At 63.1% G+C, this 21,752-nt stretch carries 21 protein-coding genes; 13 read left to right on the top strand and 8 right to left on the bottom strand.

Annotated elements, in window-relative coordinates:
- Nucleotides 1–40: 40 nt before the first annotated feature.
- From NWI01_RS04200 to NWI01_RS04190, 3 genes are all read right to left on the bottom strand, one after another.
- On the bottom strand, nt 41–1,003 hold the full coding sequence (locus NWI01_RS04200; protein WP_141382685.1) for an acetyl-CoA carboxylase carboxyltransferase subunit alpha: 963 nt from the start codon (nt 1,001–1,003) through the stop codon (nt 41–43).
- Between the two features lie 238 nt (nt 1,004–1,241).
- Entirely contained in the window at nt 1,242–2,201 is a 960-nt protein-coding gene (gene xerD, locus NWI01_RS04195; protein WP_141382684.1) for a site-specific tyrosine recombinase XerD, read from the bottom strand.
- A 141-nt stretch (nt 2,202–2,342) separates the two neighbouring features.
- Nucleotides 2,343–2,489, bottom strand: coding sequence for a histidine kinase (locus tag NWI01_RS04190; protein ID WP_141382683.1), 147 nt, complete (start codon nt 2,487–2,489; stop codon nt 2,343–2,345).
- A 290-nt stretch (nt 2,490–2,779) separates the two neighbouring features.
- Here NWI01_RS04190 and NWI01_RS04185 point away from each other — a divergent pair, with 290 nt between their 5' ends.
- The 3 genes from NWI01_RS04185 to NWI01_RS04175 are packed head-to-tail and all read left to right on the top strand — an operon-like array spanning nt 2,780 to nt 5,927.
- Nucleotides 2,780–3,403, top strand: a complete 624-nt coding sequence (locus tag NWI01_RS04185; protein WP_141382682.1) for a shikimate kinase — start codon at nt 2,780–2,782, stop codon at nt 3,401–3,403.
- A gap of 31 nt (nt 3,404–3,434) precedes the next feature.
- Nucleotides 3,435–4,586 carry a 3-dehydroquinate synthase gene (aroB, locus tag NWI01_RS04180; protein WP_141382681.1) on the top strand — a complete coding sequence of 384 codons (1,152 nt, stop codon included), beginning with the start codon at nt 3,435–3,437 and terminating at the stop codon, nt 4,584–4,586.
- A gap of 3 nt (nt 4,587–4,589) precedes the next feature.
- Nucleotides 4,590–5,927 (top strand): HlyC/CorC family transporter, encoded by a 1,338-nt coding sequence (locus NWI01_RS04175; protein ID WP_141382680.1) that lies wholly within the window; start codon nt 4,590–4,592, stop codon nt 5,925–5,927.
- Between the two features lie 144 nt (nt 5,928–6,071).
- Here the strand turns inward: NWI01_RS04175 and NWI01_RS04170 are convergent, their stop codons facing one another.
- The 3 genes from NWI01_RS04170 to NWI01_RS04160 all read right to left on the bottom strand — a co-directional run bounded on the left by NWI01_RS04170 (nt 6,072) and on the right by NWI01_RS04160 (nt 8,031).
- Entirely contained in the window at nt 6,072–6,389 is a 318-nt protein-coding gene (locus tag NWI01_RS04170; RefSeq protein WP_141382679.1) for a PilZ domain-containing protein, read from the bottom strand.
- A gap of 3 nt (nt 6,390–6,392) precedes the next feature.
- A complete protein-coding gene (locus NWI01_RS04165) occupies nt 6,393–7,526 on the bottom strand; it encodes a DUF2336 domain-containing protein (protein WP_141382678.1) in 1,134 nt (377 codons plus the stop codon).
- Nucleotides 7,527–7,755: 229 nt separating this feature from the next.
- On the bottom strand, nt 7,756–8,031 hold the full coding sequence (locus NWI01_RS04160) for a BolA family protein (RefSeq protein ID WP_141382677.1): 276 nt from the start codon (nt 8,029–8,031) through the stop codon (nt 7,756–7,758).
- 110 nt (nt 8,032–8,141) lie between these two features.
- Here NWI01_RS04160 and NWI01_RS04155 point away from each other — a divergent pair, with 110 nt between their 5' ends.
- Entirely contained in the window at nt 8,142–8,789 is a 648-nt protein-coding gene (locus NWI01_RS04155) for a J domain-containing protein (protein WP_141382676.1), read from the top strand.
- Between the two features lie 45 nt (nt 8,790–8,834).
- On the opposite strand, the gene NWI01_RS04150 is transcribed toward NWI01_RS04155, so the two are convergent.
- Nucleotides 8,835–9,158 (bottom strand): polyhydroxyalkanoic acid system family protein, encoded by a 324-nt coding sequence (locus NWI01_RS04150; RefSeq protein WP_141382737.1) that lies wholly within the window; start codon nt 9,156–9,158, stop codon nt 8,835–8,837.
- Nucleotides 9,159–9,212: 54 nt separating this feature from the next.
- On the opposite strand from NWI01_RS04150, the gene NWI01_RS04145 reads away from it, so the two are divergent.
- From NWI01_RS04145 to NWI01_RS04130, 4 genes are all read left to right on the top strand, one after another.
- On the top strand, nt 9,213–9,590 hold the full coding sequence (locus NWI01_RS04145) for a hypothetical protein (protein WP_141382675.1): 378 nt from the start codon (nt 9,213–9,215) through the stop codon (nt 9,588–9,590).
- Nucleotides 9,590–10,588: a cobaltochelatase subunit CobS gene (cobS, locus tag NWI01_RS04140; protein WP_141382674.1), complete on the top strand. Its 999-nt coding sequence runs from the start codon at nt 9,590–9,592 to the stop codon at nt 10,586–10,588. The genes NWI01_RS04145 and cobS overlap by 1 nt, the downstream gene beginning before the upstream one ends.
- A 130-nt stretch (nt 10,589–10,718) precedes the next feature.
- Nucleotides 10,719–12,626 (top strand): cobaltochelatase subunit CobT, encoded by a 1,908-nt coding sequence (gene cobT / locus NWI01_RS04135; RefSeq protein ID WP_141382673.1) that lies wholly within the window; start codon nt 10,719–10,721, stop codon nt 12,624–12,626.
- Between the two features lie 82 nt (nt 12,627–12,708).
- The gene (locus NWI01_RS04130; RefSeq protein WP_141382672.1) at nt 12,709–13,779 is read left to right on the top strand and encodes an esterase-like activity of phytase family protein; all 1,071 of its coding nucleotides are present in this window, start codon (nt 12,709–12,711) and stop codon (nt 13,777–13,779) included.
- A gap of 151 nt (nt 13,780–13,930) precedes the next feature.
- Here NWI01_RS04130 and rpmB read toward each other — a convergent pair whose 3' ends face one another.
- The gene (rpmB, locus tag NWI01_RS04125; RefSeq protein WP_141382736.1) at nt 13,931–14,224 is read right to left on the bottom strand and encodes a 50S ribosomal protein L28; all 294 of its coding nucleotides are present in this window, start codon (nt 14,222–14,224) and stop codon (nt 13,931–13,933) included.
- A 312-nt stretch (nt 14,225–14,536) separates the two neighbouring features.
- On the opposite strand from rpmB, the gene NWI01_RS04120 reads away from it, so the two are divergent.
- From NWI01_RS04120 to NWI01_RS04100, 5 genes are all read left to right on the top strand, one after another.
- Nucleotides 14,537–15,406 carry a DUF3108 domain-containing protein gene (locus NWI01_RS04120; RefSeq protein ID WP_244613634.1) on the top strand — a complete coding sequence of 290 codons (870 nt, stop codon included), beginning with the start codon at nt 14,537–14,539 and terminating at the stop codon, nt 15,404–15,406.
- 516 nt (nt 15,407–15,922) lie between these two features.
- On the top strand, nt 15,923–19,288 hold the full coding sequence (locus NWI01_RS04115) for a helicase-related protein (protein WP_141382734.1): 3,366 nt from the start codon (nt 15,923–15,925) through the stop codon (nt 19,286–19,288).
- A gap of 124 nt (nt 19,289–19,412) precedes the next feature.
- The gene (locus NWI01_RS04110) at nt 19,413–19,694 is read left to right on the top strand and encodes a S4 domain-containing protein (protein WP_141382733.1); all 282 of its coding nucleotides are present in this window, start codon (nt 19,413–19,415) and stop codon (nt 19,692–19,694) included.
- Between the two features lie 212 nt (nt 19,695–19,906).
- Nucleotides 19,907–20,245 (top strand): ferredoxin FdxA, encoded by a 339-nt coding sequence (gene fdxA / locus NWI01_RS04105; protein ID WP_141382671.1) that lies wholly within the window; start codon nt 19,907–19,909, stop codon nt 20,243–20,245.
- A gap of 402 nt (nt 20,246–20,647) precedes the next feature.
- Nucleotides 20,648–21,505 (top strand): CarD family transcriptional regulator, encoded by an 858-nt coding sequence (locus tag NWI01_RS04100; RefSeq protein ID WP_141382670.1) that lies wholly within the window; start codon nt 20,648–20,650, stop codon nt 21,503–21,505.
- Nucleotides 21,506–21,752 lie beyond the last annotated feature (247 nt).

The raw sequence follows: 21,752 nt of genomic DNA, 5'->3' as shown, positions 1-21,752 counted from the left end.
GGCACGGAATGCGTCTCGCCCGAAGAAGCGGAGCGTGCGCTCAGCCCAGTTTACGCCCGATATCGATAAACTTCTGACGACGCTGCTGACGAAGCGAATCACGGTCGAGGGTGCGCAGATCGTTCAACGCGCCGGCGATGGCGTCCCCGGTCAGCGCGATAACGGCGGCGGGATCACGGTGCGCGCCGCCCGCCGGTTCCTTGAGGATGGCGTCGATCACGCCGAACCGCAGCAGATCCTGCGCGGTGATTTTCATGTTGGTCGCGGCTTCCTGTGCCTTGCTGCTGTCGCGCCAGAGAATCGACGACGCCGCTTCCGGCGAGATCACGCTATAGATCGCATGCTCCAGCATCAGCACGCGGTTGGCGGTCGCGATCGCGATCGCGCCGCCGGAGCCGCCCTCGCCGATGATCACCGCGACATTGGCGACGCCGAGCGAGAGACACGCGTCGGTGGAGCGGGCGATCGCCTCGGCCTGGCCGCGTTCCTCGGCGCCGATGCCGGGATAGGCGCCGGCGGAATCGACCAGCGACAGCACGGGAATGTCGAAACGGTCGGCCATATCCATCAGCCGGACCGCCTTGCGGTAGCCTTCGGGGCGCGCCATCCCGAAATTGTGCTTCAGCCGGCTTTCAGTGGTTGCGCCCTTTTCCTGTCCGATGACGCAGATGCTTTCGCCGCGGAAGCGGCCGAAGCCGCCGATCAGCGCGTCGTCCTCGCCGAACTTGCGGTCTCCGGCCAGCGGCGTGAACTCGGTGATCAGGCCCTTGACGAAATCAGAGAAGTGCGGGCGCTGCGGGTGCCGCGCCACCTGGGTTTTCTGCCAGGGCGTCAGGTTGGCGTAGAGATCCTTCAGGGCCTGCGCGGCTTTCTCCTCGATGCTGGAAATTTCCTCGCTGATGTCGCTGCCGGAGGCGGCGAGCGCACGCAGTTCGTCGATCTTGGAATCGAGCTCGGCGACGGGTTTTTCAAAATCGAGGTAGCTGCGCATGGGATCGGGCATTCCAGCAGTATAGAGACGAAGGCGCGTGGAGGGGAAATCTGTCGATAAGAGAGAGAAAGGTCCTTTTATTCAAATATTTAGGAGGTAGGTAAAACGTGTCTTGGAGGGCGGGTCAAGTGCGGTCGGGTGCGAGCGCTCTTTCGCGGCTGATCAGCGTCGAGTCAAGGGCGAAGCGGAGGCGCGGAAGTTGAGGCCTTCGGCGGCGTCGCCGCTGAATGGCGTTCGTGATGAGCGCCGGTCAGGCTTCGGCCAGCGGGTGCAGATCGCGCACCAGGCTTTTCAGGCGCTCTTCCACGACGTGCGTGTAGATTTGCGTGGTCGAGATGTCGGTATGGCCGAGCAGGGTCTGCACGATCCGCAGGTCCGCGCCGTTGTGCAGCAGATGGCTCGCGAAGGCATGGCGCAGCACGTGCGGCGAGACCAGCCGGGGCGCGAGGCCGGCCGCCGCCGCGAGTTCCTTCAGCTCGCGGGCAAAGTGCTGGCGTGTCAGGTGGCCGCTTTCGCCGAACGACGGAAACAGCCAGCTCTGTCGCGGCGACGCGGCTTTCCCTGCGCCGCGCTGATCCGCCATCGCCTGGAGATAGTCGGCCATCGCCTGTCGCGAGGCATTGTTCAGCGGCACCAGCCGTTCCTTGTCGCCCTTGCCGCGCACCACGATCATGCGAGCATCGCGCCGCGCCGCCGACAGCGGCAGGGAGACCAGTTCGGAAACGCGCAGGCCGGTGGCGTAAAGCACTTCCAGCAGGCAATAGAGCCGCGCCGCGCGCAATCGCCGGGCAGGTGGGGCGTCCGGAGATTCGGCGTCCGCCTTCGCGTGAGCGAGCAGGCGGTCGACATCCGCTATCGACAGGACTTTGGGCAGGCTGCGTCCCCGCTTTGGCCCTGAAAGGATGGCCGCGGGATCGTCGCTCCTGACGCGCTCGCTCAGCAGGAAACGAAACAGGTGGCGCATCGCCGACAGGCGTCGTGCGACGCTCGATGACTTGAAGCCCCTGAGGTCGAGGTCGTTGAGATAGTCTCTTAGCGTCTGCGTCTCGGCGATGACGAAATTCCGCCGCGCACGGGCGAGGAACGCGGATAAATCCTCGAGATCCCGGCGGTAGGCGTCGAGCGTGTTCTCGCCGGCGCCTTGCTCGGCCGCCAGCATGTCGAGGAACAGGGCGACCAGCTTCGCGTCGGAGGAGTTATTGGATCTCATGCGGCGGCCTATAACGTTTTCGAGCGAAGCATGACCTCGGGCTTGACCCGAGGATGGATGACCTGTTCGCGTAAAGAAAACGCGTAAAATAAAAAGCTCGAGCCCGACCCTGATTCCGTCAAGCCGGAATAGCTCTAGCAGCTATTTCTTGAGAAACTTGTCCGGGTGGACGGTGACCGTCATGTCCCGCGGCGTCGGTTCGACGAAATTCGCCAGCCCGAGAATCACGCCGTAAGCGATCGCACCGAGCGCGGCGACGATGGTCAGGAAGCGGAACAGGCTGGGCATTTACGGTCCCGAGCACGATATTGACCTTCAGGCGAATGCCGCAAGTACCAACATGTTCGCAAGTCAGGTGCAAGAGTCTCTGGCAACGCCCTCGACGAGAGTAGTATAGCTGGCCCGGAGACGGTGGTTCCAGCCCGGCAACGTCCGCCGTCCAGCGAATGTTCTCAACCGGATATCAGGATCAGGAAGGTCGTCGTGAGCTTTGGATCTGACATTCTCCGTCAGAAATCGCGGAAGGTCCGAATGTCGAATCCGTTTCGGGCGCGCAGCCATGTTCCGGCAGGTGTCCCTTGACGTCCGAAACCGTTTCATCGGCCAGCTTCGGAGCATCCCCCGAGACCGCCGTTGTCGCGGCGCTCGCGGGGCGGTCGCTGGCGCTTGTCGGCATGATGGGAGCCGGCAAGTCCACCATTGGGCGGCGACTGGCGGCGCGCCTCAGGATGCGATTCGTCGATGCCGACGCCGAGATCGAGCTTGCGGCCGGAATGCCGATACCCGAAATTTTCGAAACCCACGGCGAGCCCCATTTCCGGGATGGCGAGGCGCGCGTGATCGCGCGGTTGCTGAATGGCGGCCCGATCGTGCTCGCAACCGGCGGCGGCGCCGTGCTGCGCGAGGAGACCCGGGCACGCCTCTCCGAACGGGCGGTCTCGATCTGGCTGAAGGCGGACGCCGAGGTGATCCTGCGCCGGGTCAGGCGCCGCGCCGACAGGCCCTTGCTGCAAACGGCCGATCCCGCCGCGACGATCAAGCGCCTCATCGCCGAGCGCGAGCCCATCTACCAACAGGCGGATATCACCGTCGCCTCGCGCGACGTGCCATACGAATGGATCGTCGATGAATGCATCGGCCTGCTTCACCGCAGGCTTTGCCGCGGCGAAACGACCGCTCCGAAACCAGGCGAAACGCGATGAGAGACCCTGACGAGGGATTTGACACCACGCAATGACCATTCCGTTGAAAAAATCAGACCCGATCACGGTCGATGTCGCGCTCGGTGAGCGTTCCTATGACATTGTCATCGGCCGGGGCATCCTGCCGTCGCTGGGCGAGCGGATCGCCGCATTGCGTCCCGGCGCGCGCGTCGCCGTCGTCACCGACGCCTGTGTCGCCACTCATTGGCTTCAGCGAGCCGAGGCATCGCTGACCGGCGCCGGTCTCACAACCTCGCGGATCGTCGTCGACGAAGGCGAGGTTTCGAAGAGTTACGCAGGCGTCGAATTTGTCTGTGAGGAACTGATCAAGGCCAGGATCGAGCGCAACGATCTTGTCGTCGCGCTTGGTGGCGGCGTGGTCGGTGATCTCGCGGGCTTCGCCGCCGCGATCGTACGCCGTGGCGTCGATTTCGTGCAGGTGCCGACGTCGCTGCTGGCGCAGGTGGATTCGTCCGTGGGCGGCAAGACCGGCATCAACTCGCCGCAGGGCAAGAACCTGGTCGGCGCCTTTCACCAGCCGATCCTGGTGGTCGCGGACACCGCCGTGCTGGATACCTTGTCGCCGCGTCAGTTTCGCGCCGGCTATGCTGAAGTCGCCAAATACGGACTGATCGGCGATGAGGCGTTCTTCGCGTGGCTGGAAGCCCACCATGCCGATATCGTCAAGGGTGATGCGGCGCGCGAGCACGCGGTCGCCACCAGTTGCTGCGCCAAGGCCGCCATCGTCGCCCGCGACGAGCGCGAGAGCGGCGAGCGTGCGTTGCTCAATCTCGGCCATACCTTCGGCCACGCGCTGGAAGCGGCGACCGGATTTTGCGGGCGTCTTTATCACGGCGAGGGCGTCTCGATCGGCATGGTGCTGGCCGCCGAACTCTCGGCGCAACTCGGAATGATCGCAGCCGCCGACGTGTCCCGTATCGAGAGACATCTGGCGGCGGCGGGTCTGCCGACGCGCTTGCAGGACATCGCCGGCTTCAGGCAGGAGGGGCTGGCCGATGCGGATGCGCTGATGACGCTGATGGCGCAGGACAAGAAGGTCAAGCGCGGCCGGCTGACCTTCATCCTGCTGAAGGCGATCGGTCAGGCGGTGGTGTCAACGGATGTCGAGCCCTCGATGGTTCGGGATTTTCTCGCCCGCAAGCTGGCGGACGCGCCGGCCTAGACGATGAGTTCAACTCTCCAGATACTGCTCGCCGTGCTGCTGCTTGCCGCCAACGGGTTCTTCGTCGCGGCGGAGTTCGCGCTGGTGAAAAGCCGCGGCTACCGCGTCAAGGCGATGGTGGAGCGCGGTCAGTTCGGCGCGCGGCTGATGCGAGACATCATGGGCAACATCGAGGCCTATCTCGCCTGCTGCCAGCTCGGCATCACCATGGCGTCGCTCGGTCTCGGCTGGGTCGGCGAGCCAACGGTGGAGGCGCTGCTCGCTCCTCTGCTGCGGCCGCTCGGCATGCCGGAACCGGCGCTGCATTTGACCGCGTTCCTGACCGGATTTCTTGTATTCTCGTCGCTGCACATCGTGATCGGCGAGCAGGTGCCGAAAACGCTGGCGATCCGGCAGCCGGAGCCGGTGTCGCAGTGGATCGTCTATCCGCTCCATGCCTCCTATGTCCTGTTTTATCCGCTGAACTGGCTGCTCAATTCGGCCTCGCGCGCCATCCTGCGCGCGCTTCGCGTCAAGGAGGTCTCGCAACATGACGTGTTGACCGGCGCGGAAATCGAAGGGCTGATCGGTGAATCCGCCGAGCACGGCGGAATCGAAAGCGGTGAGGCCGAATACATCCAGAATGTGTTCCGCTTCGGTGACCTCGCGGTGTCGGACGTGATGGTTCATCGCACCGCGATGGTGACGATCAATGCCGATTTGCCTCCGGAAGATCTGGTGCGCGAGGTGCTGGCCAGCGAATACACCCGCATCCCGCTCTGGCGCGACAAGCCGGAGAACATTGTCGGCGTGCTCCATGCCAAGGATCTGTTGCGGGCGATTCATGCCTCGGAGGGCGATATAGCCCGCATCAACGTCAACGCGATCGCGTTGCCGCCCTGGTTCGTTCCGGAGATGCGCCCCGTTTCCGATCAGCTCAAGGCGTTTCGCCGCCGCAAGACTCACTTCGCGCTGGTGGTCGACGAATATGGTGAAGTCGAGGGCATGGTGACGCTGGAGGACGTTCTCGAGGAGATCGTCGGCGATATCTCCGACGAGCACGACGTGGTCGTCGCTGGCGTTCGGCAACAGGCCGACGGTTCGGTGGTGGTGGATGGTTCGGTGCCGATCCGCGATCTCAATCGCGCCATGGACTGGCATCTTCCGGACGAGGAGGCGACCACCATCGCGGGCCTCGTGATTCATGAGGCGCGTTCGATCCCCGAGCGGGGTCAGAATTTTACCTTTTATGGTTTCCGCTTCAGGGTTTTGCGGCGCGAGCGCAACCGCATCACGGCGCTGCGCATTCAGCCGGTGCCGCGTGGCGGGGAGGCGATCGAGAACAGGCCGAAGCGGACGTGAATGTTGTCCTGAAGGGCGCGGGCGAGGGTGTTTCGCGAGCGCTGGAGGCTGTGCGTTTCTGACTCGATCAGTAGCGCGGGCGCTATGGCGTTTTCAAGCGAACGCGATCGCGGATCAGCGCGCCGGCCTTATCACGCGGATTTGTCACGAATCGGATTTGGCAAGGGCCCGGCCTTTCTTCTTGCCCGGAACCTTGTCCTCAACGAACTTGACGCCGATCTCGTCGCCGTTGACGCGGACCAGTTCACAGCGACGAAAGGCGAGACCGGTCGACGACAGCACCAGAAAGAATTCCTTGAGGTTCAGCCCCTCGATCGAGTCCTTCACCTGAAGCCGCGCGCCGTTGTTGGAGATGTCCAGCATGGTGCATGGCCGTTGCCAGGTTCCGTCGATTCCCATCATCAGGACGGAATAGCCGGTGGCGAAGGTCACCCGATCCGCTTTTCGGTTGCCCCAGCTCATGGCTCAGATATCCGAAATGGCGATCGCCGTGTCCGGCGCGTCGGCCTTCCTCGCCGAGCCGCGAGCGGACCAGAAGCGGATGGTGCGTTGCGCCGATGACAAAGAGAGCGCGTCGAATACTTCGCGGCCGCTCTCGAATTCCTGCGCCGTCAGGGGACGGCAATGCGGGCGATTGCGAAGGATCATATGGGTCGTTGACCAGTTCAGCCGCGCGGCCTTGCAGGCAACGATCAACCCGTCGGGGCGAGGGTTGGCGAGCAGAGGCTCGATCGCTTCGATTCTCACCGAGTTCAGAAGCGAGAGCGCGGCGATGATGTGGGTATATTCGCCCTGTATCGCAAACCGGTTGATGGTCTGGTCGCCCAGCTTTCCGGCGCGGTTCAGGGCGAGCACCATCGATTCCGATTCCGCGTAGTTGACCGGCGCCAGGCTTGGAGAGGCGATCTGCTCGACTACTGACTGGATCGCCGCTTGAATCCTTGCGCGCATTTCAGGGGGCGCGACCTTGAGCAGACGTTCGCGCACCGCCGCGCTGGCTCGGGAAAGGAGTTCACGGAGCACCTTGATCGGGAAGTCCAGTCGCAGCCCGAGCTTCTCGGCGAGCGCATCGTCCTTTTCGGAGCTTTCAACCAGGACCGCGTAGCCGCTTTCGGAAAAGCGCGCGCCGGTATTCCTGGCCAGCGTATGGGAGACCCGGGCGTCGCCGCGTTTGAGCAGCGCGTCGGTCACCCCTTCGCTCAGGGTTTCGCGGTGGGAAATGGCGAGCAAATGCTGCGGCCCGCGCAGGCTCGCGATTTCAATGAGGTCGCCTTCGGACAGCCGGGCTGATCGTGCCAGAACCGGCACCGCGACCGACGCATCCTGATGATACGCGAGTTGCCGGACGGTCTCCTTCGGCGCGAGGCTTGAGCCTGACAGGTTCGTGCTGAGCTGCGCCAGCGCGCGCGCCTCCATCTGCTCCATCAGGCGGACCAGAACGTCATCGAAGACGCTGATCTGGTTTTCGTTGAGCCGGTCAGCGTCGGACAGAAACAGATCGGTGACACGGCGAAGCATCTGGACCCGCCGCTCGGACGAGCCGCCCTTCACCGCACTTTCCAGTTCCGCGATGAGCGCCGTCGAGGCTGCTTCGGCCATGGATGATTCCAGCGAGTCGGATCCGAATGCGTTACGTCCTACTGCGTTCGCGTTTTACCGTAACACGAAGGTAGTCTGTGCTGATGTACTGAAAAGCGGGTTAATTTCCGATAAAAGCGGCATCTGAATTTTGAGCGAGGCGGACGCGGCCGGCGACACGCTGCTTTGAAGCGGCTCTTGGCGGACGGACCGGATAGGGCGACGACCGATGCCGGCCGATGATCGCCGTTCAGCGCTGCTGTTCGCCCGGCGCCATCGCCCGAATCGCCAGCGCGTGAATGGGGCCGGCCAGTTCCGCGGCGAGCAGCGTATTGATCATGCGATGACGCTCGACCCGGCTCTTTCCTTCGAACGCCTGCGATACAATATGAATACGGAAATGTGTCTCGCCGCCCGGCCGATGGCCGGCGTGACCTTCATGAAGATATGACTCGTCGGCGACATCGAGGCTTTCGGGCGCGAAAGCTTCGCTGAGTTTCTTTGAGATGTTATCCTTGACGCTCATGGCGGGCGACTTAACGCTTATCGTTTCTTTCCGTCAATGGCGGCCGCCGTCCGGAATAAATGCGATGTCAAGACTTGAAGCCTGGAGCATTGCGGTGTCAAAGACAGATCATGCCGATAGACACGTCGAAATTCTTCGATAGCATCCGCATCAAGCCAAGGGCCGGTGCGAAGCAACCGCGCATGCGCGAGCGCGAGGAAGTGGTCGCCTGCGAATGGCCGGACTGTCAGAGCAGGGGATCACACCGCGCGCCGAAAGGTCGCGGCAACGAAGGCGGGTATTTTCATTTTTGCCTCGACCATGTCCGGGCCTACAATCAGTCCTACAATTTTTTCCAGGGCATGAATGCGGAAGCGGTCGCGCGCTATCAGAAGGATGCGCTGACCGGCCATCGCCCGACCTGGAAGATGGGCGCGAACGGCGCCAAGGGCAAAGGCAGGGCCGATGCCATCGATGCCGAGGGCGTCGCTGATCCCTTCAGTGTGTTCGGCGAACTCAATGGCCGTGGGAAATGGCGCTCCGGCCCGCAGTTCGAATCCAAACCCGAGACCCGCAAGATCTTCAATGCGGAGCGCAAGGCGCTGCAGGTGTTGGGGCTCGGCGCCGACGCCACCCTCGAAACCGTCAAGGCGAAATACAAGGCGCTGGTCAAGCAGCATCACCCAGATGCCAACGGCGGCGACCGGTCGACGGAAGATCGCTTGATCGAGATCATCAAGGCGTATAATTACCTGAAGACGGTCGTGCGCGGCGCGTAAGGCCGCCGCCCCGCGCCGGTTGCTGTCGCGCTTTGGCGCAACCTCTCAGCTTTTATCCGTCTTCTTCTCGAGCATCAGCGTCCCTTTTTTCTGAATGACGCCCTGAATCCCTTGAGCCAGGCGGCTGAGCAGCCATGGCAAAGTCACTTCGAGACGAACGTGCTCTTCGGACACGTCCAGAATTCCTGATACCTGCTGCTTCAGGGCCGTGACGGAAAAGACCAGGCGGTCGCCGCTCCACACCTCTTCATTGACCTGGATCAACTGGGCGTATTGCGTTCGGGCGCTGCCGAGCCCCGCTTTCATCCGGCGCAGCGCTTCATCCTTGCCGAGACGGTGCGGAATGGAAACCACGAGAGGTCTGGTCATGATCACTCCAATGATGGCTACAGCGTTTTCGAGCGAGGTGGATGACCTGTTCGCATGAAGAAAACGCGTCAAAACAACAGTCTAGCCGGCTCGCTCGTCTGCCGGATGGCCTTGGGCCGCGCGGCAAGTCAGGACGGCGAAACAGACGAACCCGGTATCGGCGATCCCCCGGCTGTTCGAATGCGCGATGAATCGGTCACGATATCCCTGGTTCAAAAGTTTTCCCGGCAAATTTGGCCGAATGGGACCTTGATTCGCAAAAGAGCCCTCCAAAATCTGCATATGGTGCTTATCTCGATGATATTCCAATGGAACTTTGATCTGGCGACGGGCTTCTGCCGGCTGCCGCTCTCTGCTAAATTTCGCGAGCCCCTCGTCCGCAGCCATGCGCAGTCCTGGTTTCGGGAGCGCGCCCGAACCTCGGAGGATTGATGACGACCGCCGCCATAACCAATACCGAGACTCCCACCGGCCTTCCCGACATGAAGGTGTCGGTGCGGCAGGTGTTCGGGATCGACAGCGATCTCGAAGTCCCCGCTTATTCCGGGACCGATCCGCATGTGCCGGATGTTGATCCCGACTACCGGTTCGATCGCGCGACCACGCTGGCCATTCTCGCCGGCTTCGCCAAGAACCGCCGCGTCATGGTGACCGGCTATCATGGCACCGGCAAATCAACGCATATCGAGCAGGTGGCGGCGCGGTTGAACTGGCCTTGCGTGCGCGTCAACCTCGACAGTCACATCAGCCGGATCGATCTCGTCGGCAAGGACGCGATCGTGCTCAAGGACGGCAAGCAGGTCACCGAATTCCGCGATGGCATCCTGCCCTGGGCCTACCAGAACAACGTCGCATTGTGCTTCGACGAATACGATGCTGGCCGTCCGGATGTGATGTTCGTGATCCAGCGCGTGTTGGAATCCTCAGGCCGCCTGACGCTGCTGGACCAGAGCCGGGTCATCAAGCCGCATCCGGCGTTCCGCCTGTTCGCGACCGCGAACACCATCGGCCTCGGGGACACGTCGGGTCTTTATCACGGCACCCAGCAGATCAATCAGGCGCAGATGGACCGCTGGAACATCGTCACCACGCTGAATTATCTGCCGCACGACAACGAGGTCGAGATCGTGCTGGCCAAGGCCAAGCATTATCGCACGCCGGAAGGCCGCGACACCGTCGGCAAGATGGTGCGGCTGGCGGATCTCACGCGCAACGCTTTCGCCAACGGCGATCTCTCCACGGTGATGAGCCCGCGCACGGTGATCACCTGGGCGGAGAACACCGAGATATTCGACGATCTGGGCTTCGCCTTTCGAGTCACGTTCCTCAACAAATGCGACGAACTCGAGCGGCCGCTGGTTGCTGAATTCTACCAGCGCTGCTTCAACGTCGAACTGAGCGAGTCCGCGGTCAACGTCGCGTTGAGTTGAGACGTTTCACCTCTCCCGGCGATCAGGGAGAGGTCGGCAAGCCCGGCGGCGCTCCAGCGCGCGTGAGCGAGCCGGGTGAGGGGTTTATTCTGGCTGCTCCCGCGCATACGGGACCATCGTACAGGTTTTCATGAGCACCGCATCGCCCAGCAACAGGTTCCGTGCCTCGCCGAAGGAGGCGCCGACCGAGCCGTTCAAGCGCGCGGTCACGTCCTGCCTGCGCGCGATCTCCCGGCGGCCGGAGCTTGAGGTAACCTTCGCCATCGAGCGGCCCGGCCTGTCGCCAGGCAAGGCGCGGCTGCCCGAGCCCGGGCGCAAGATGAGCAGGCGGGACGCCGCGATCGTGCGCGGGCATGCGGATTCCATCGCGCTGAAGCTCGCCTGCCACGATCCGAAAGTGCATCGCAAGCTCGTGCCGGGCAATCCGCAGGCGCGCGGCGTCTTCGACGCGGTCGAGCAGGCCCGGGTCGAGGCCATCGGCTCCCGCCGGATGACGGGCGTCGCGAGGAATCTCACCGCGATGCTCGATGATCACTTCCATCGCGGCAAGTATGACGAGATCACCGACCGGGCCGACGCGCCGCTGTCGGATGCGCTGGCGATGATGGTGCGCGAGCGGCTGACCGGCCTGCCGCCGCCCGCCGCCGCGTCCAGGCTGGTCGATCTGTGGCGTCCGTTCCTGGAGGACAAGATCGGCGCCCGGCTGGACCAGCTCAGCCATTTTACCGAGGATCAGGCGAAGTTCGGCGATCTTGTGCACGATCTGCTGTCGGAACTTGATCTTGGTGACGACACTCGCGCCGAGACGGAGAAGGAGGAGAACGAGGACGACAACCGCGAGGGCGAGAACGATCAGTCCGGTACGGAAGGCTCGCCCGACAGCGAGGCCGCCCAGGAGATGAGCGCGGATCAGGCGCATGACACCACGGAGGACATGCCTGATGGCGCCATGGAAAGCGCGCAGGCCTCCGTGAGCGACACGTTCGACGATGGCGATCTTGCCGAGGAGGAGATGCCTGGCGAGGCGACGCGGCCCAATGCGGGCGGCGCCAATGAGCCGCGCGGTCCGGAGTATCATGCGTTCGCGCCGAAGTTCGATGAGGTGATCGCCGCCGAGGATCTCTGCGACCACGATGAACTGGAGCGGCTGCGCAGCTACCTCGACAAGCAGCTTGCTCACTTGCAGGGCATCGTGGCGCGGCTCGCCAATCGTCTTCAGCGCCGCCTGATGGCGCAACAGAATCGCGCCTGGGAGTTCGATCTGGAAGAAGGCATTCTCGATCCGGCGCGGCTGTCGCGCGTGGTGATCGATCCTTATCAGCCGCTCTCGTTCAAGCATGAGAAGGAGGCGACGTTCCGCGATACCGTCGTGACGCTGCTGCTCGACAATTCCGGTTCGATGCGGGGCCGGCCGATCACGGTGGCGGCGACCTGCGCCGACATTCTGGCGCGCACGCTGGAGCGCTGCGGGGTCAAGGTCGAAATTCTCGGATTCACGACGCGGGCCTGGAAGGGCGGGCAGTCGCGCGAGGCGTGGCTCGCCGCCGGCAAGCCGGTCACGCCGGGGCGGCTCAACGATCTCCGCCATATCATCTACAAGGCGGCCGATGCCCCCTGGCGGCGATCGCGGAAAAACCTCGGGCTGATGATGCGCGAGGGCCTGCTCAAGGAAAACATCGACGGCGAGGCGCTCGACTGGGCGCATAAGCGGCTGCTGGGCCGTTCCGAGCAGCGCAAGATCCTGATGATGATCTCGGACGGTGCGCCGGTCGACGATTCGACCCTGTCGGTCAATCCGGGAAATTATCTGGAGCGTCACCTGCGGTGGGTGATCGAGGAAATCGAAACCCGATCCCCGGTCGAACTGATAGCCATCGGTATCGGTCACGATGTGACGCGCTACTATCGCCGCGCGGTGACTATCGTGGATGCCGAGGAACTCGGCGGCGCCATGACCGAACAGCTCGCCGAACTGTTCAGCGAGACCCATGAGCCGCCGCCGGGTCCGGTCCGGCGGCCACGCAAGCTGCATTCGTAGACGGCGGCACCCTGGTTGCATTCCGGGCGGGATACCGTCCTGCGTATGGGACGCATCGCCGACAGATTGGTTTCTCCGCAAGATGGCATCATCGATCGATCGCCGCCGCCTGCTTTTTCTGACGGCATCCTGCCTGCTGTTGACCGGTTCTACCGTCGCCTCCGCGCAATTCGCAACGCACGCGCCGGAACAGCCGCCGCCCGATGAACTGACGCCGCCCGCGCCGGTTTCGATCACCGTGAACGCCCGTCCTGTCGCGGCCTTCGATCTGCGCGATCGCTCGCGCACCCGCTTCGGATCGCTTACCTTTCGCGGCGGGTTGATCCTGACCTCGGCGTTTCGCGGCTTCGGAGGACTGTCGAGCCTGCGGCTTGATTCGAAAGGCCGGCAATTCATCTCGGCGAGCGACAAGGGCTCCTGGTTCACCGGCCGCATCGTCTATGCGGCGTCCGGCGAGATGGTCGGGCTTGCGGACGTCGAGGCGGCGCCGATGCTGGGCCGCGATGGCAGGCCGATCACCGAGCGCGGCTGGTTCGATACGGAATCGATCGCGCGCGATGGGTCGCTGGTCTATGTCGGAATCGAGCGGGCTAACCGGATCATGCGGTTCGATTTTGCCAAGGGATACACCCGCGCGCGCGGAGAAGAGGTCGAGGTGCCGGCGGCGATCCGCAGGCTGCCGTTCAACCGCGGCCTTGAGGCGATGGTGATCGTTCCGCGCGATCGGCCGCTGGGCGGCACGCTGATCGCGATCTCAGAACGGGGGCTCGATACGGAACGCAATATCCTCGCATTCCTGATCGGCGGACCCTCGCCCGGCCGGTTCACCATCCGCCGGACCGAGAACTACGATATCAGCGATGCCTGCTTGCTGCCTTCGGGGGATATATTGATCCTCGAGCGCAAATTCTCGCTGACCGGCGGTATCGGCATTCGTATCCGTCGCATCGGGATCGATGCGATCGCACCTGGCGCGCTGGTGGATGGCCCGTCGATTTTCGACGCGGGACTTGGACAGGAGATCGACAATTACGAAGGTCTGAGTGCGTTCGTGAACGACGATGGCGAAATCGTTCTGACGCTGGTGTCCGACGACAACTTTTCGTTGTTCCAACGCACGCTGCTGATGCAGTTCACGCTGGCCGAGCATTGAAGCACGGGAAAGCCCCGTGCTGGCACCGAAAACCGGGAAGGAAATATTTTATAGCGTTTTCGAGTGAAGCGGAAACCGGTTCGCGTGAAGAAAACGCGTCAAAACAATAATCTAGAGCCTCGCTTCTGATTCAATCAGAAGCGAACATGCTCTAGCCGGCCTTGGCAGCCTGTTTCTTCTGGATCTGGCGCTTGAGCTCGATCGCTTTCGGTGAAAGCTCCGAATCCCTTGCCTTCAACAGAAAGGCATCGAAGCCGCCGCGATGGTCCACGCTCCGCAGGGCATGGGTCGACACCCGGAACCGGACCGAACTGGAAAGGGCTTCCGACACGAAGGTCACGTTCACCAGGTTCGGCAGGAAGCGCCGCTTGGTCTTGATGTTGGAATGGCTGACCTTGTGGCCCACCAATGGGGCCTTGGCCGTCAGTTCGCAGCGCCGGGACATGGCGAAAATCCTCTGTCGTCCCCGGGCATCAGCCTGCGAGGCGGGCTCGGGGTTCGAAATCGCGTCCATTTCAGGAACGGCGGACGTATAAGTGGACAGCGGCGGGGCGTCAAGCCGCGATAGCGTTTTCGAGCGAAGTGGGGACCGGTTCGCGTGAAGAAAACGCGTTAAAACATAAAGACTCAGGTGCATTTTCCGGCAGAATGTCGTCACAGCCAGGAAAACGGCAGCAGCCTGGGAAAGCCAGGCCTGTTAACGTACAAGTCTGTTAGCGTATATGAGGCCGGATAAAAGTAAGCAGGACCACTTGTCGTGAGCTTATGCCGAACGCTGTTGTTCCGATGGATACTTTGTTCGGTCTTAAGACCGGCCGGCCTGTCGATCGCCATGCTGGCCGGGATGTTGACCGCGCAGGCGCAAGCGCAGGGTAAGTTAGAGGCTCGCTATGACGTCACCCTGGCTGGGATTCTCGTCGGCACCGGCGCCTGGGCGGTCGATATTCTCGACAATCAGTATTCGGCCGCGGCAAGCGGGGGCGCCACGGGACTTCTCAAGGCGCTCGCTCATGGCACCGGCACCGGCTCCTCGCAGGGCCGCATCGTCAATGGCGCGTTGAGTCCGGCGAGCTATACCGCGACCATCTCGTCTTCAAGGAAATCCGAGACTATTCGCATGTCGCTGGCGGGCGGCAATGTAAAGGGTTTCGTCATCGAGCCGAGCCCGCCGGTCGACCCCAAGCGCATTCCCGTTAACGACGCGCACAAGCGAGGCGTCTCCGATCCCATGAGCGCCACGCTGCTGCTGGTTCCCGGCGCCGCCGACCTGCTTGGCCGGGACGCCTGTCATTCCTCGACGGGAATTTTCGACGGGCGCATGCGCTACGACCTGCGCCTCGAATTCAAGCGCATGGACACCGTGAAGTCGGAAAAAGGCTATCAGGGGCCGGTCGTGGTCTGTGCGATCTATTTCTCGCCGATCGCCGGCTACGTCCCGGACCGCTATGCGATCAAGTATCTGGCGGCCCAGCGCGACATGGAGGTCTGGCTCGCGCCGATCGCCGGAACGCGGGTCTTGGTCCCCTATCGCGTGACGATTCCGACGCCGCTCGGCACAGGCAAGCTGGAGGCGACCGAGTTCAACACCACCGCCATGCCTGCGCAGCCGCCGGTTAAAACGCGGTAGCCACGCGGCGACAGGGGAACCATTTGCTTGGAGCGAATCCTGTTGACTCCTGCGGCTGAATTCATGCGACCAGAAATTCATGAACGGAATGAAATTTGCTGCTCTTGTCGGGCGCTTAGAACTTGATCTGGTTTCAACATCTCCTTTCAAACACGATATGTTGTGGTGAACGAAGCCGGACAGATCAGGAGTCAGCGATTCGGGCGCGATTCGTTCCGGACTCGTTCCAAAGCTTAAGCTGCGACCCCATAAGCGTCGCATTGTGAAACACATCCGAACCTGTGGATCCGATCGAAATACTTGCGTCCCGCTCGAAACAGAGGTGTCTGCGCAGGGGTTGGGATCGACACGGTCAGGTCGATAGCCATTCCGGATTTGACACTCGCCTCCCCGCTCCACTAGCGCGTATTCAGCAAAAGTGGATTTCTTCACGCGAGCGGGCATTCATCCCCGGCTAAATGTCCGGGACGTGCTCCGCTCGAAAACGCTATGGCGCCGCGAAAGCCCTCGGAGACTATGGCCTTCTCATCCTCGATGTTTCCGCCCGGCAATGGTCGCGCGCCCGGTGCGGGCGTGACGGCGGTGCTCGGTCCGACCAACACCGGCAAGACCCATCTGGCCATCGAGCGGATGCTGGCGCATTCCTCCGGCATTATCGGCCTGCCGCTGCGGCTGCTCGCCCGCGAACTCTACGACAAGATCGTCGACCGCGCCGGGGTGGACTCCGTCGCCCTGGTCACCGGCGAGGAGAAGATCAAGCCGCCGCGCCCGCGCTTCTGGGTTTCGACGGTCGAAGCGATGCCGCGCGATCTCGACGTGTCGTTCCTCGCCATCGATGAAATCCAGATCGCCGCCGATCTTGAACGCGGCCATGTTTTCACCGATCGCATTCTCCATCGCCGTGGCCGCGACGAGACCTTGCTGCTCGGCGCCGCCACCATGCGCCCGATCGTCGAGCGGCTACTGCCGGGCGCGAGCATCGTCACGCGCCCGCGGCTGTCCCAGCTTGAATTCGCGGGCGACCGCAAGATCACCCGGCAACCTCGCCGCACCGCGATCGTCGCCTTCTCGGCGGACGAGGTCTATGCCATCGCCGAACTGATCCGGCGCCAGCGCGGCGGGGCGGCCGTGGTGCTGGGATCGCTCAGCCCGCGCACCCGCAATGCGCAGGTCGAGATGTTCCAGTCCGGTGACGTCGATTATCTGGTCGCCACCGATGCGGTCGGCATGGGCCTCAATCTTGATGTCGATCACGTGGCCTTCGCCTCGGACCGCAAGTATGACGGCTACCAGTTTCGCAGGCTCACCCCGGCTGAATTCGCGCAGATCGCCGGCCGCGCCGGCCGCGCTACCCGCAACGGCACCTTCGGCACCACAGGGCGCTGCGCGCCGTTCGAGCCCGAACTCGTGGATGCGCTGCAAAATCACACCTTCGAGGCGGTCAGAACCCTGCAGTGGCGCAATTCCGATCTCGATTTTTCCTCGCTCGGCGCCTTGCAGGCCTCGCTGGCGCTGACACCCTCGCACGAGGCGCTGACTCGCGCGCCGATCGCCGAGGACCTGCGGGTGCTCGATCATGCGGCGCGCGACGTCGAGGTCCGCGCCATGGCGCAGACCGCGGCTGCGGTGGAGCGGCTGTGGGACGCCTGCCAGATCCCGGATTATCGCAAGATCGCGCCGGCGGCTCACGCCGAACTGGTGACGACGCTGTTCGGCTTTCTGATGCGCCAGGGCAGGGTTCCTGACCACTGGTTCGCGGCTCAGATCGCTCAGGCCGATCGTTCCGACGGGGATATCGATACCCTGTCGGCGCGGATCGCGCAGATCCGGACCTGGACTTTCGTGGCGAATCGTCCGGACTGGCTGGCCGATCCCGAGCATTGGCGTGGAATTTCGCGCGAGGCCGAAAATAAATTGTCCGACGCGCTGCACCAAAGGCTCACGGAGCGTTTCGTTGACCGCCGGACCAGTGTATTGATGCGCCGCTTGCGGGAAAACACGATGCTGGATACGGAAATCGGCAAGACGGGTGAGGTGATCGTTGAGGGCCATGTGATCGGCCGTCTCGACGGATTTACGTTCGCGCCGGATGCGGCGGAGGCGGGCTCCGAAGCCAAGGCATTGCAGGCTATCGCGCAAAAGGCGCTGGCCGGCGAAATCGAGGCGCGCGCGGAGAAATTGTCGGGAGCGCCCGACGACCAGTTCGTGCTGACCTCGGACGGCACCATCCGCTGGACGGGCGACGCGGTGGCGCGATTGGTGGCGGCGGACGACGCGCTGCATCCGCGGCTGCGGATCATTTCCGACGAACGGCTGACCGGGGCGCCGCGCGAGGCGGTGCAGGCCAGGCTCGATCTATGGCTGAAGACCCATATCGAGAAGCTTCTCGGGCCGCTGTTTGAGTTGTCGAAAGCGGAGGACGTCACCGGGATTGCGCGAGGCATCGCCTTCCAGCTGGTCGAATCGCTCGGCGTGCTGGAGCGTTCGAGGATCGCTGCGGAGTTGAAGGATCTCGATCAGTCGTCGCGCGCTTCCCTGCGCAAGTACGGGGTGCGTTTCGGCGCTTACCATATCTATTTTCCCCTGCTTTTGAAGCCGGCTGCGCGGTCGCTGGCCTCGCTGTTGTGGGCGCTGAAGCAGGACAATGTCGATCTCTCGGCGCTGTCGAGCGCGCAGCATCTCGCCAGCAGCGGCCGCACGTCGTTCCCGGCGGACAAGCTGCTCGATCGCGACGCCTACCGCGCCCTCGGTTATCGGCAATGCAGCGAGCGCGCCGTCCGCGTCGATATTCTGGAAAGGCTTGCGGACCTGATCCGTCCGGCGCTGTCGTGGCGGGAAGGGGCGCCCGGCGAGAAGCCGGCCGGCGCGTTCGATGGGCGCGGGTTTGTCGTGACGCAGGCCATGACCTCGCTCGCGGGCACTGCGGGTGAGGATTTCGCCTCCATTCTACGCGCCCTCGGCTATCGCATGGAACGGTGCCCGGCACCGCCATCCGCAACGGAGAGCGGCGCCGTGGCGGATGCCGCCGTGGAAGCGGCTGCTGCCGGAGCGCCGGAAAGCGCGCCGCAGCCGGCGGCGACGAGTGATGTCGTGCCCCCGGACGAGGGGCCTGCTTCCGACCTCGCGGATACGGCTGATACCGGCTCTGTTGAACCGGAGACCGCGCCGGATGCGGATTTATCCGGAGTTTCTGCCCCAATCGTCGAAGCGGCGGCCGAAAGGGTCGAGGAGCCATCTTCGCCAGCCGTTGAGGTTTCGGAGGGCTCCGACGTCGAGGAGACGGCGGCCAACGATGCTGCGCCGGATGATTCCGCGCTCGTCGTTGCCGGGGGCGCGGTCGAAGGAGACGCGGCTTCCGCCGCGATGACCGCGACTGACGCTTCGCCGCCGGAGGCGGACGGTGAGCCGGCGACGGTCGAGGTCTGGCGGCCGGGCGGGCGAGCCGTCGATCGACGTCCACGCCACGATCGCAATCGGTATCGCCGGCAGCAGCCGAAGACGGATGGCCCGCAGGCGGCGCTCGCGGACGGCGAGGGGTCCGAGGGAGCGCAGGGACGCGAGCGCTACGGGCGGGGCAGACGGCGGCAGCCGACCGGCGCACCGGCCGAAAGCACGTCCGCAGGCCGTGAGAGCGAGTCGCGCGAAGGTAAGGGGCGCCCGCCGCGCGAGCGCTTCAAGGGCAAGGGGCGAGACAGGGATCAGGACAAGGGCCGGGTTCAGGGCTTCCGCAAGGGTGGTCGCGAGGGGCGTTCCGATACCGGACCTTCGCATCGGCCCTACGCCAGCAGCGCGCCGCGCGAGCGCGAGCCATCGATCGATCCGGACTCGCCGTTTGCCAAACTGGCCGCCCTCAAGGATCAGCTTTCCGGCCGCAAGGATTGAATGGCCGGTCCTCAGACGCATATTCAGCAAGGGTTGATGCCGGGTTTGCGATCAGGATAGTTATTGATTGAGGGCATTGTCGTCGTCGGCGTGGTTCGCGATCGGAGTGGCCCCGTTGGATGTCCTGGAGCGCCAGCGTCTCGACAAATGGTTGTGGCACGCGCGGGTGGTCAGGGCCCGCGCCCAGGCCGCGGCGCTGGTCGAGGCCGGCTATGTTCGTGTCAACGGACTACGGCAAACGTCTCCCGGCCACCCCCTCAGGATTGCCGACGTGCTCACGATCAGACTGGATGGTGGCATTCGTATCCTGAAGATTACCGGATTTGCCGAACGGCGAGGTGGCTCGACCGTGGCGCGGGCTCTCTATGACGATCTGTCGGATGTTTCCGGTGGAACTGGAGCCTGATCCGAACCCGAGGGGTCGCCACCGCAAGGTGGGAGCGGGTTTTCGGGCAGCATCATGCTCCGTTGAAGGGAATAAGAAGAGTTCGATCCAACGCAGTTGAATTGGACACCCGGCTTGAGGGACCACTTGCGCCGGGCGGGTGGTTCCCCGGCTTGCGGCAGCGCTATTCCTGCGCTACCCAACCTGCAAAATCGAGCCTCCCGGAGCCTTGGATGACTTACGTCGTCAACGATGCCTGCATCAAATGCAAATATACCGATTGCGTTGAAGTTTGCCCTGTCGATTGCTTCTACGAAGGCGAGAACATGCTCGTCATTCATCCGGACGAGTGCATCGATTGCGGTGTCTGCGAACCGGAATGCCCGGCGGAAGCCATCAAGCCGGACAGCGAGCCGGGCGTTGAGAAATGGCTTGAGGTCAATGCAGAGTACGCTGGCAAGTGGCCGAACATCACGCAGAAGAAGGAAACTCCGCCGGACGCCAAGGATTTTGAGGGCCAGGAAGGCAAGTTCGAGAAATATTTTTCTCCAGATCCCGGCGCGGGAGACTGATTGTTTTTCGCGCGCCTTTGGGAGGTGCGCTCCGGCGGTTCTGGTCCACCGGTCAATATTTACCTTTTTTGACGACTGGAGGCATGGAAAGTCCGCCAGAGCGCTGGCGTGCGCATAAATCATTGATTTTTGCGGAAAATGTGCTATCTTGAGCGTGTTTCCGAATTCGACTGTACATTTACCTGCTTATGAGTCCGGAAGGACTCCGGCGTGAACATCCAGGAAGGCGTGGGTATCCACGCGCGGGCTGTGTCACAGAAAACACGTAAAAAAACGAGTTCGAGGACGTCTACCGCTCGCCGCGGTGGAACAAAAGCTCGTGGCCGGACTGCCGCCTCGATCACGCGAACGACGGCTGCCAAGCGTTCGGCCGGAAAATCCTCAAGAAATAAAAGAGGCGAAATGCCAAGCAAGACCGCCAGAGCGTCCGCAAACACCGCTGCGTCGAAGACCTCCGCTTCGAAAACTGTTGCGTCTGCGTCGAAGACCGCTGCTTCGAAAGCCGGATCGAGGACGACTGCTTCCAAGACCGCTTCCGCCTCGAAGGTAGGTTCCAGGACCTCTGTCAAGCCGACGGCAAAGCCCGCTGCGAAGGTGGCTGTGGCCAGTAAGCCTGCGGTGAAGCCGGTTGCCAGGGCAGGCGCGCGCGTGGAGGAGCCGAAGAAGGTTCTGACCCAGCGCCAGGGGTTCAAGACCGGCGAGTTCGTAGTCTATCCCGCGCACGGCGTCGGCCAGATTCTGGCGATCGAAGAGCAAGAGATTGCCGGTGCCAAACTTGAGCTGTTCGTTATCAATTTCATCAAGGACAAGATGACACTGCGGGTGCCGACGGCGAAGGTTGCCAATGTCGGCATGCGTAAGCTGTCCGAACCGAGCTTGGTCAAGCGGGCGCTCGAAACCCTGAAGGGTCGCGCGCGTATCAAGCGCACCATGTGGTCGCGGCGGGCGCAGGAGTATGAAGCGAAGATCAACTCCGGGGATATTGTTGCGATCGCCGAAGTGGTTCGCGACCTCTATCGATCGGAATCCCAGCCGGAGCAGTCCTACAGCGAACGTCAACTCTATGAAGCCGCGCTTGATCGCCTGTCGCGTGAGATTGCGGTCGTTCAGCACGTCACGGAGACCGAAGCGGTCAAGGAAATCGAGGGTCAACTGGCCAAGAGTCCGCGCCGCGGCGCCAAGGCGGAGGCGGGCGCCGAGGCTGACGGCGACCTGGAAGCCGACGGTGATGATGCCGCCGTTGCCGACGAAGCCGCTTGACGGCGAGCAGTGGTTATAAAACGCCGGCCTTTCGGCGGGCGTATGGAAACTAAATGAAGGCTCCCGCTCGACGGGAGCCTCAGGCGTAGTTTTGTGATTTTCCTGGTGATGGCACGCAGGCGTCATAGACGAGCAGCGGAGCAGGCGAGCATACATGGTCGTTTCCGGTGCGGAGTTTTCTAGAGTCTTTCCGCTTCTGGTCGAATCGGAAGCGGGCTCTATGATTTTGATTTGACGCGTTTTCTTC

This window comes from Nitrobacter winogradskyi (genome assembly GCF_006539545.1).
Taxonomy (GTDB): Bacteria; Pseudomonadota; Alphaproteobacteria; order Rhizobiales; family Xanthobacteraceae; genus Nitrobacter; species Nitrobacter winogradskyi_A.
The sequence above is the reverse complement of the archived record's forward strand: the minus strand, read 5'-3'. Positions and strand labels throughout refer to the sequence as shown.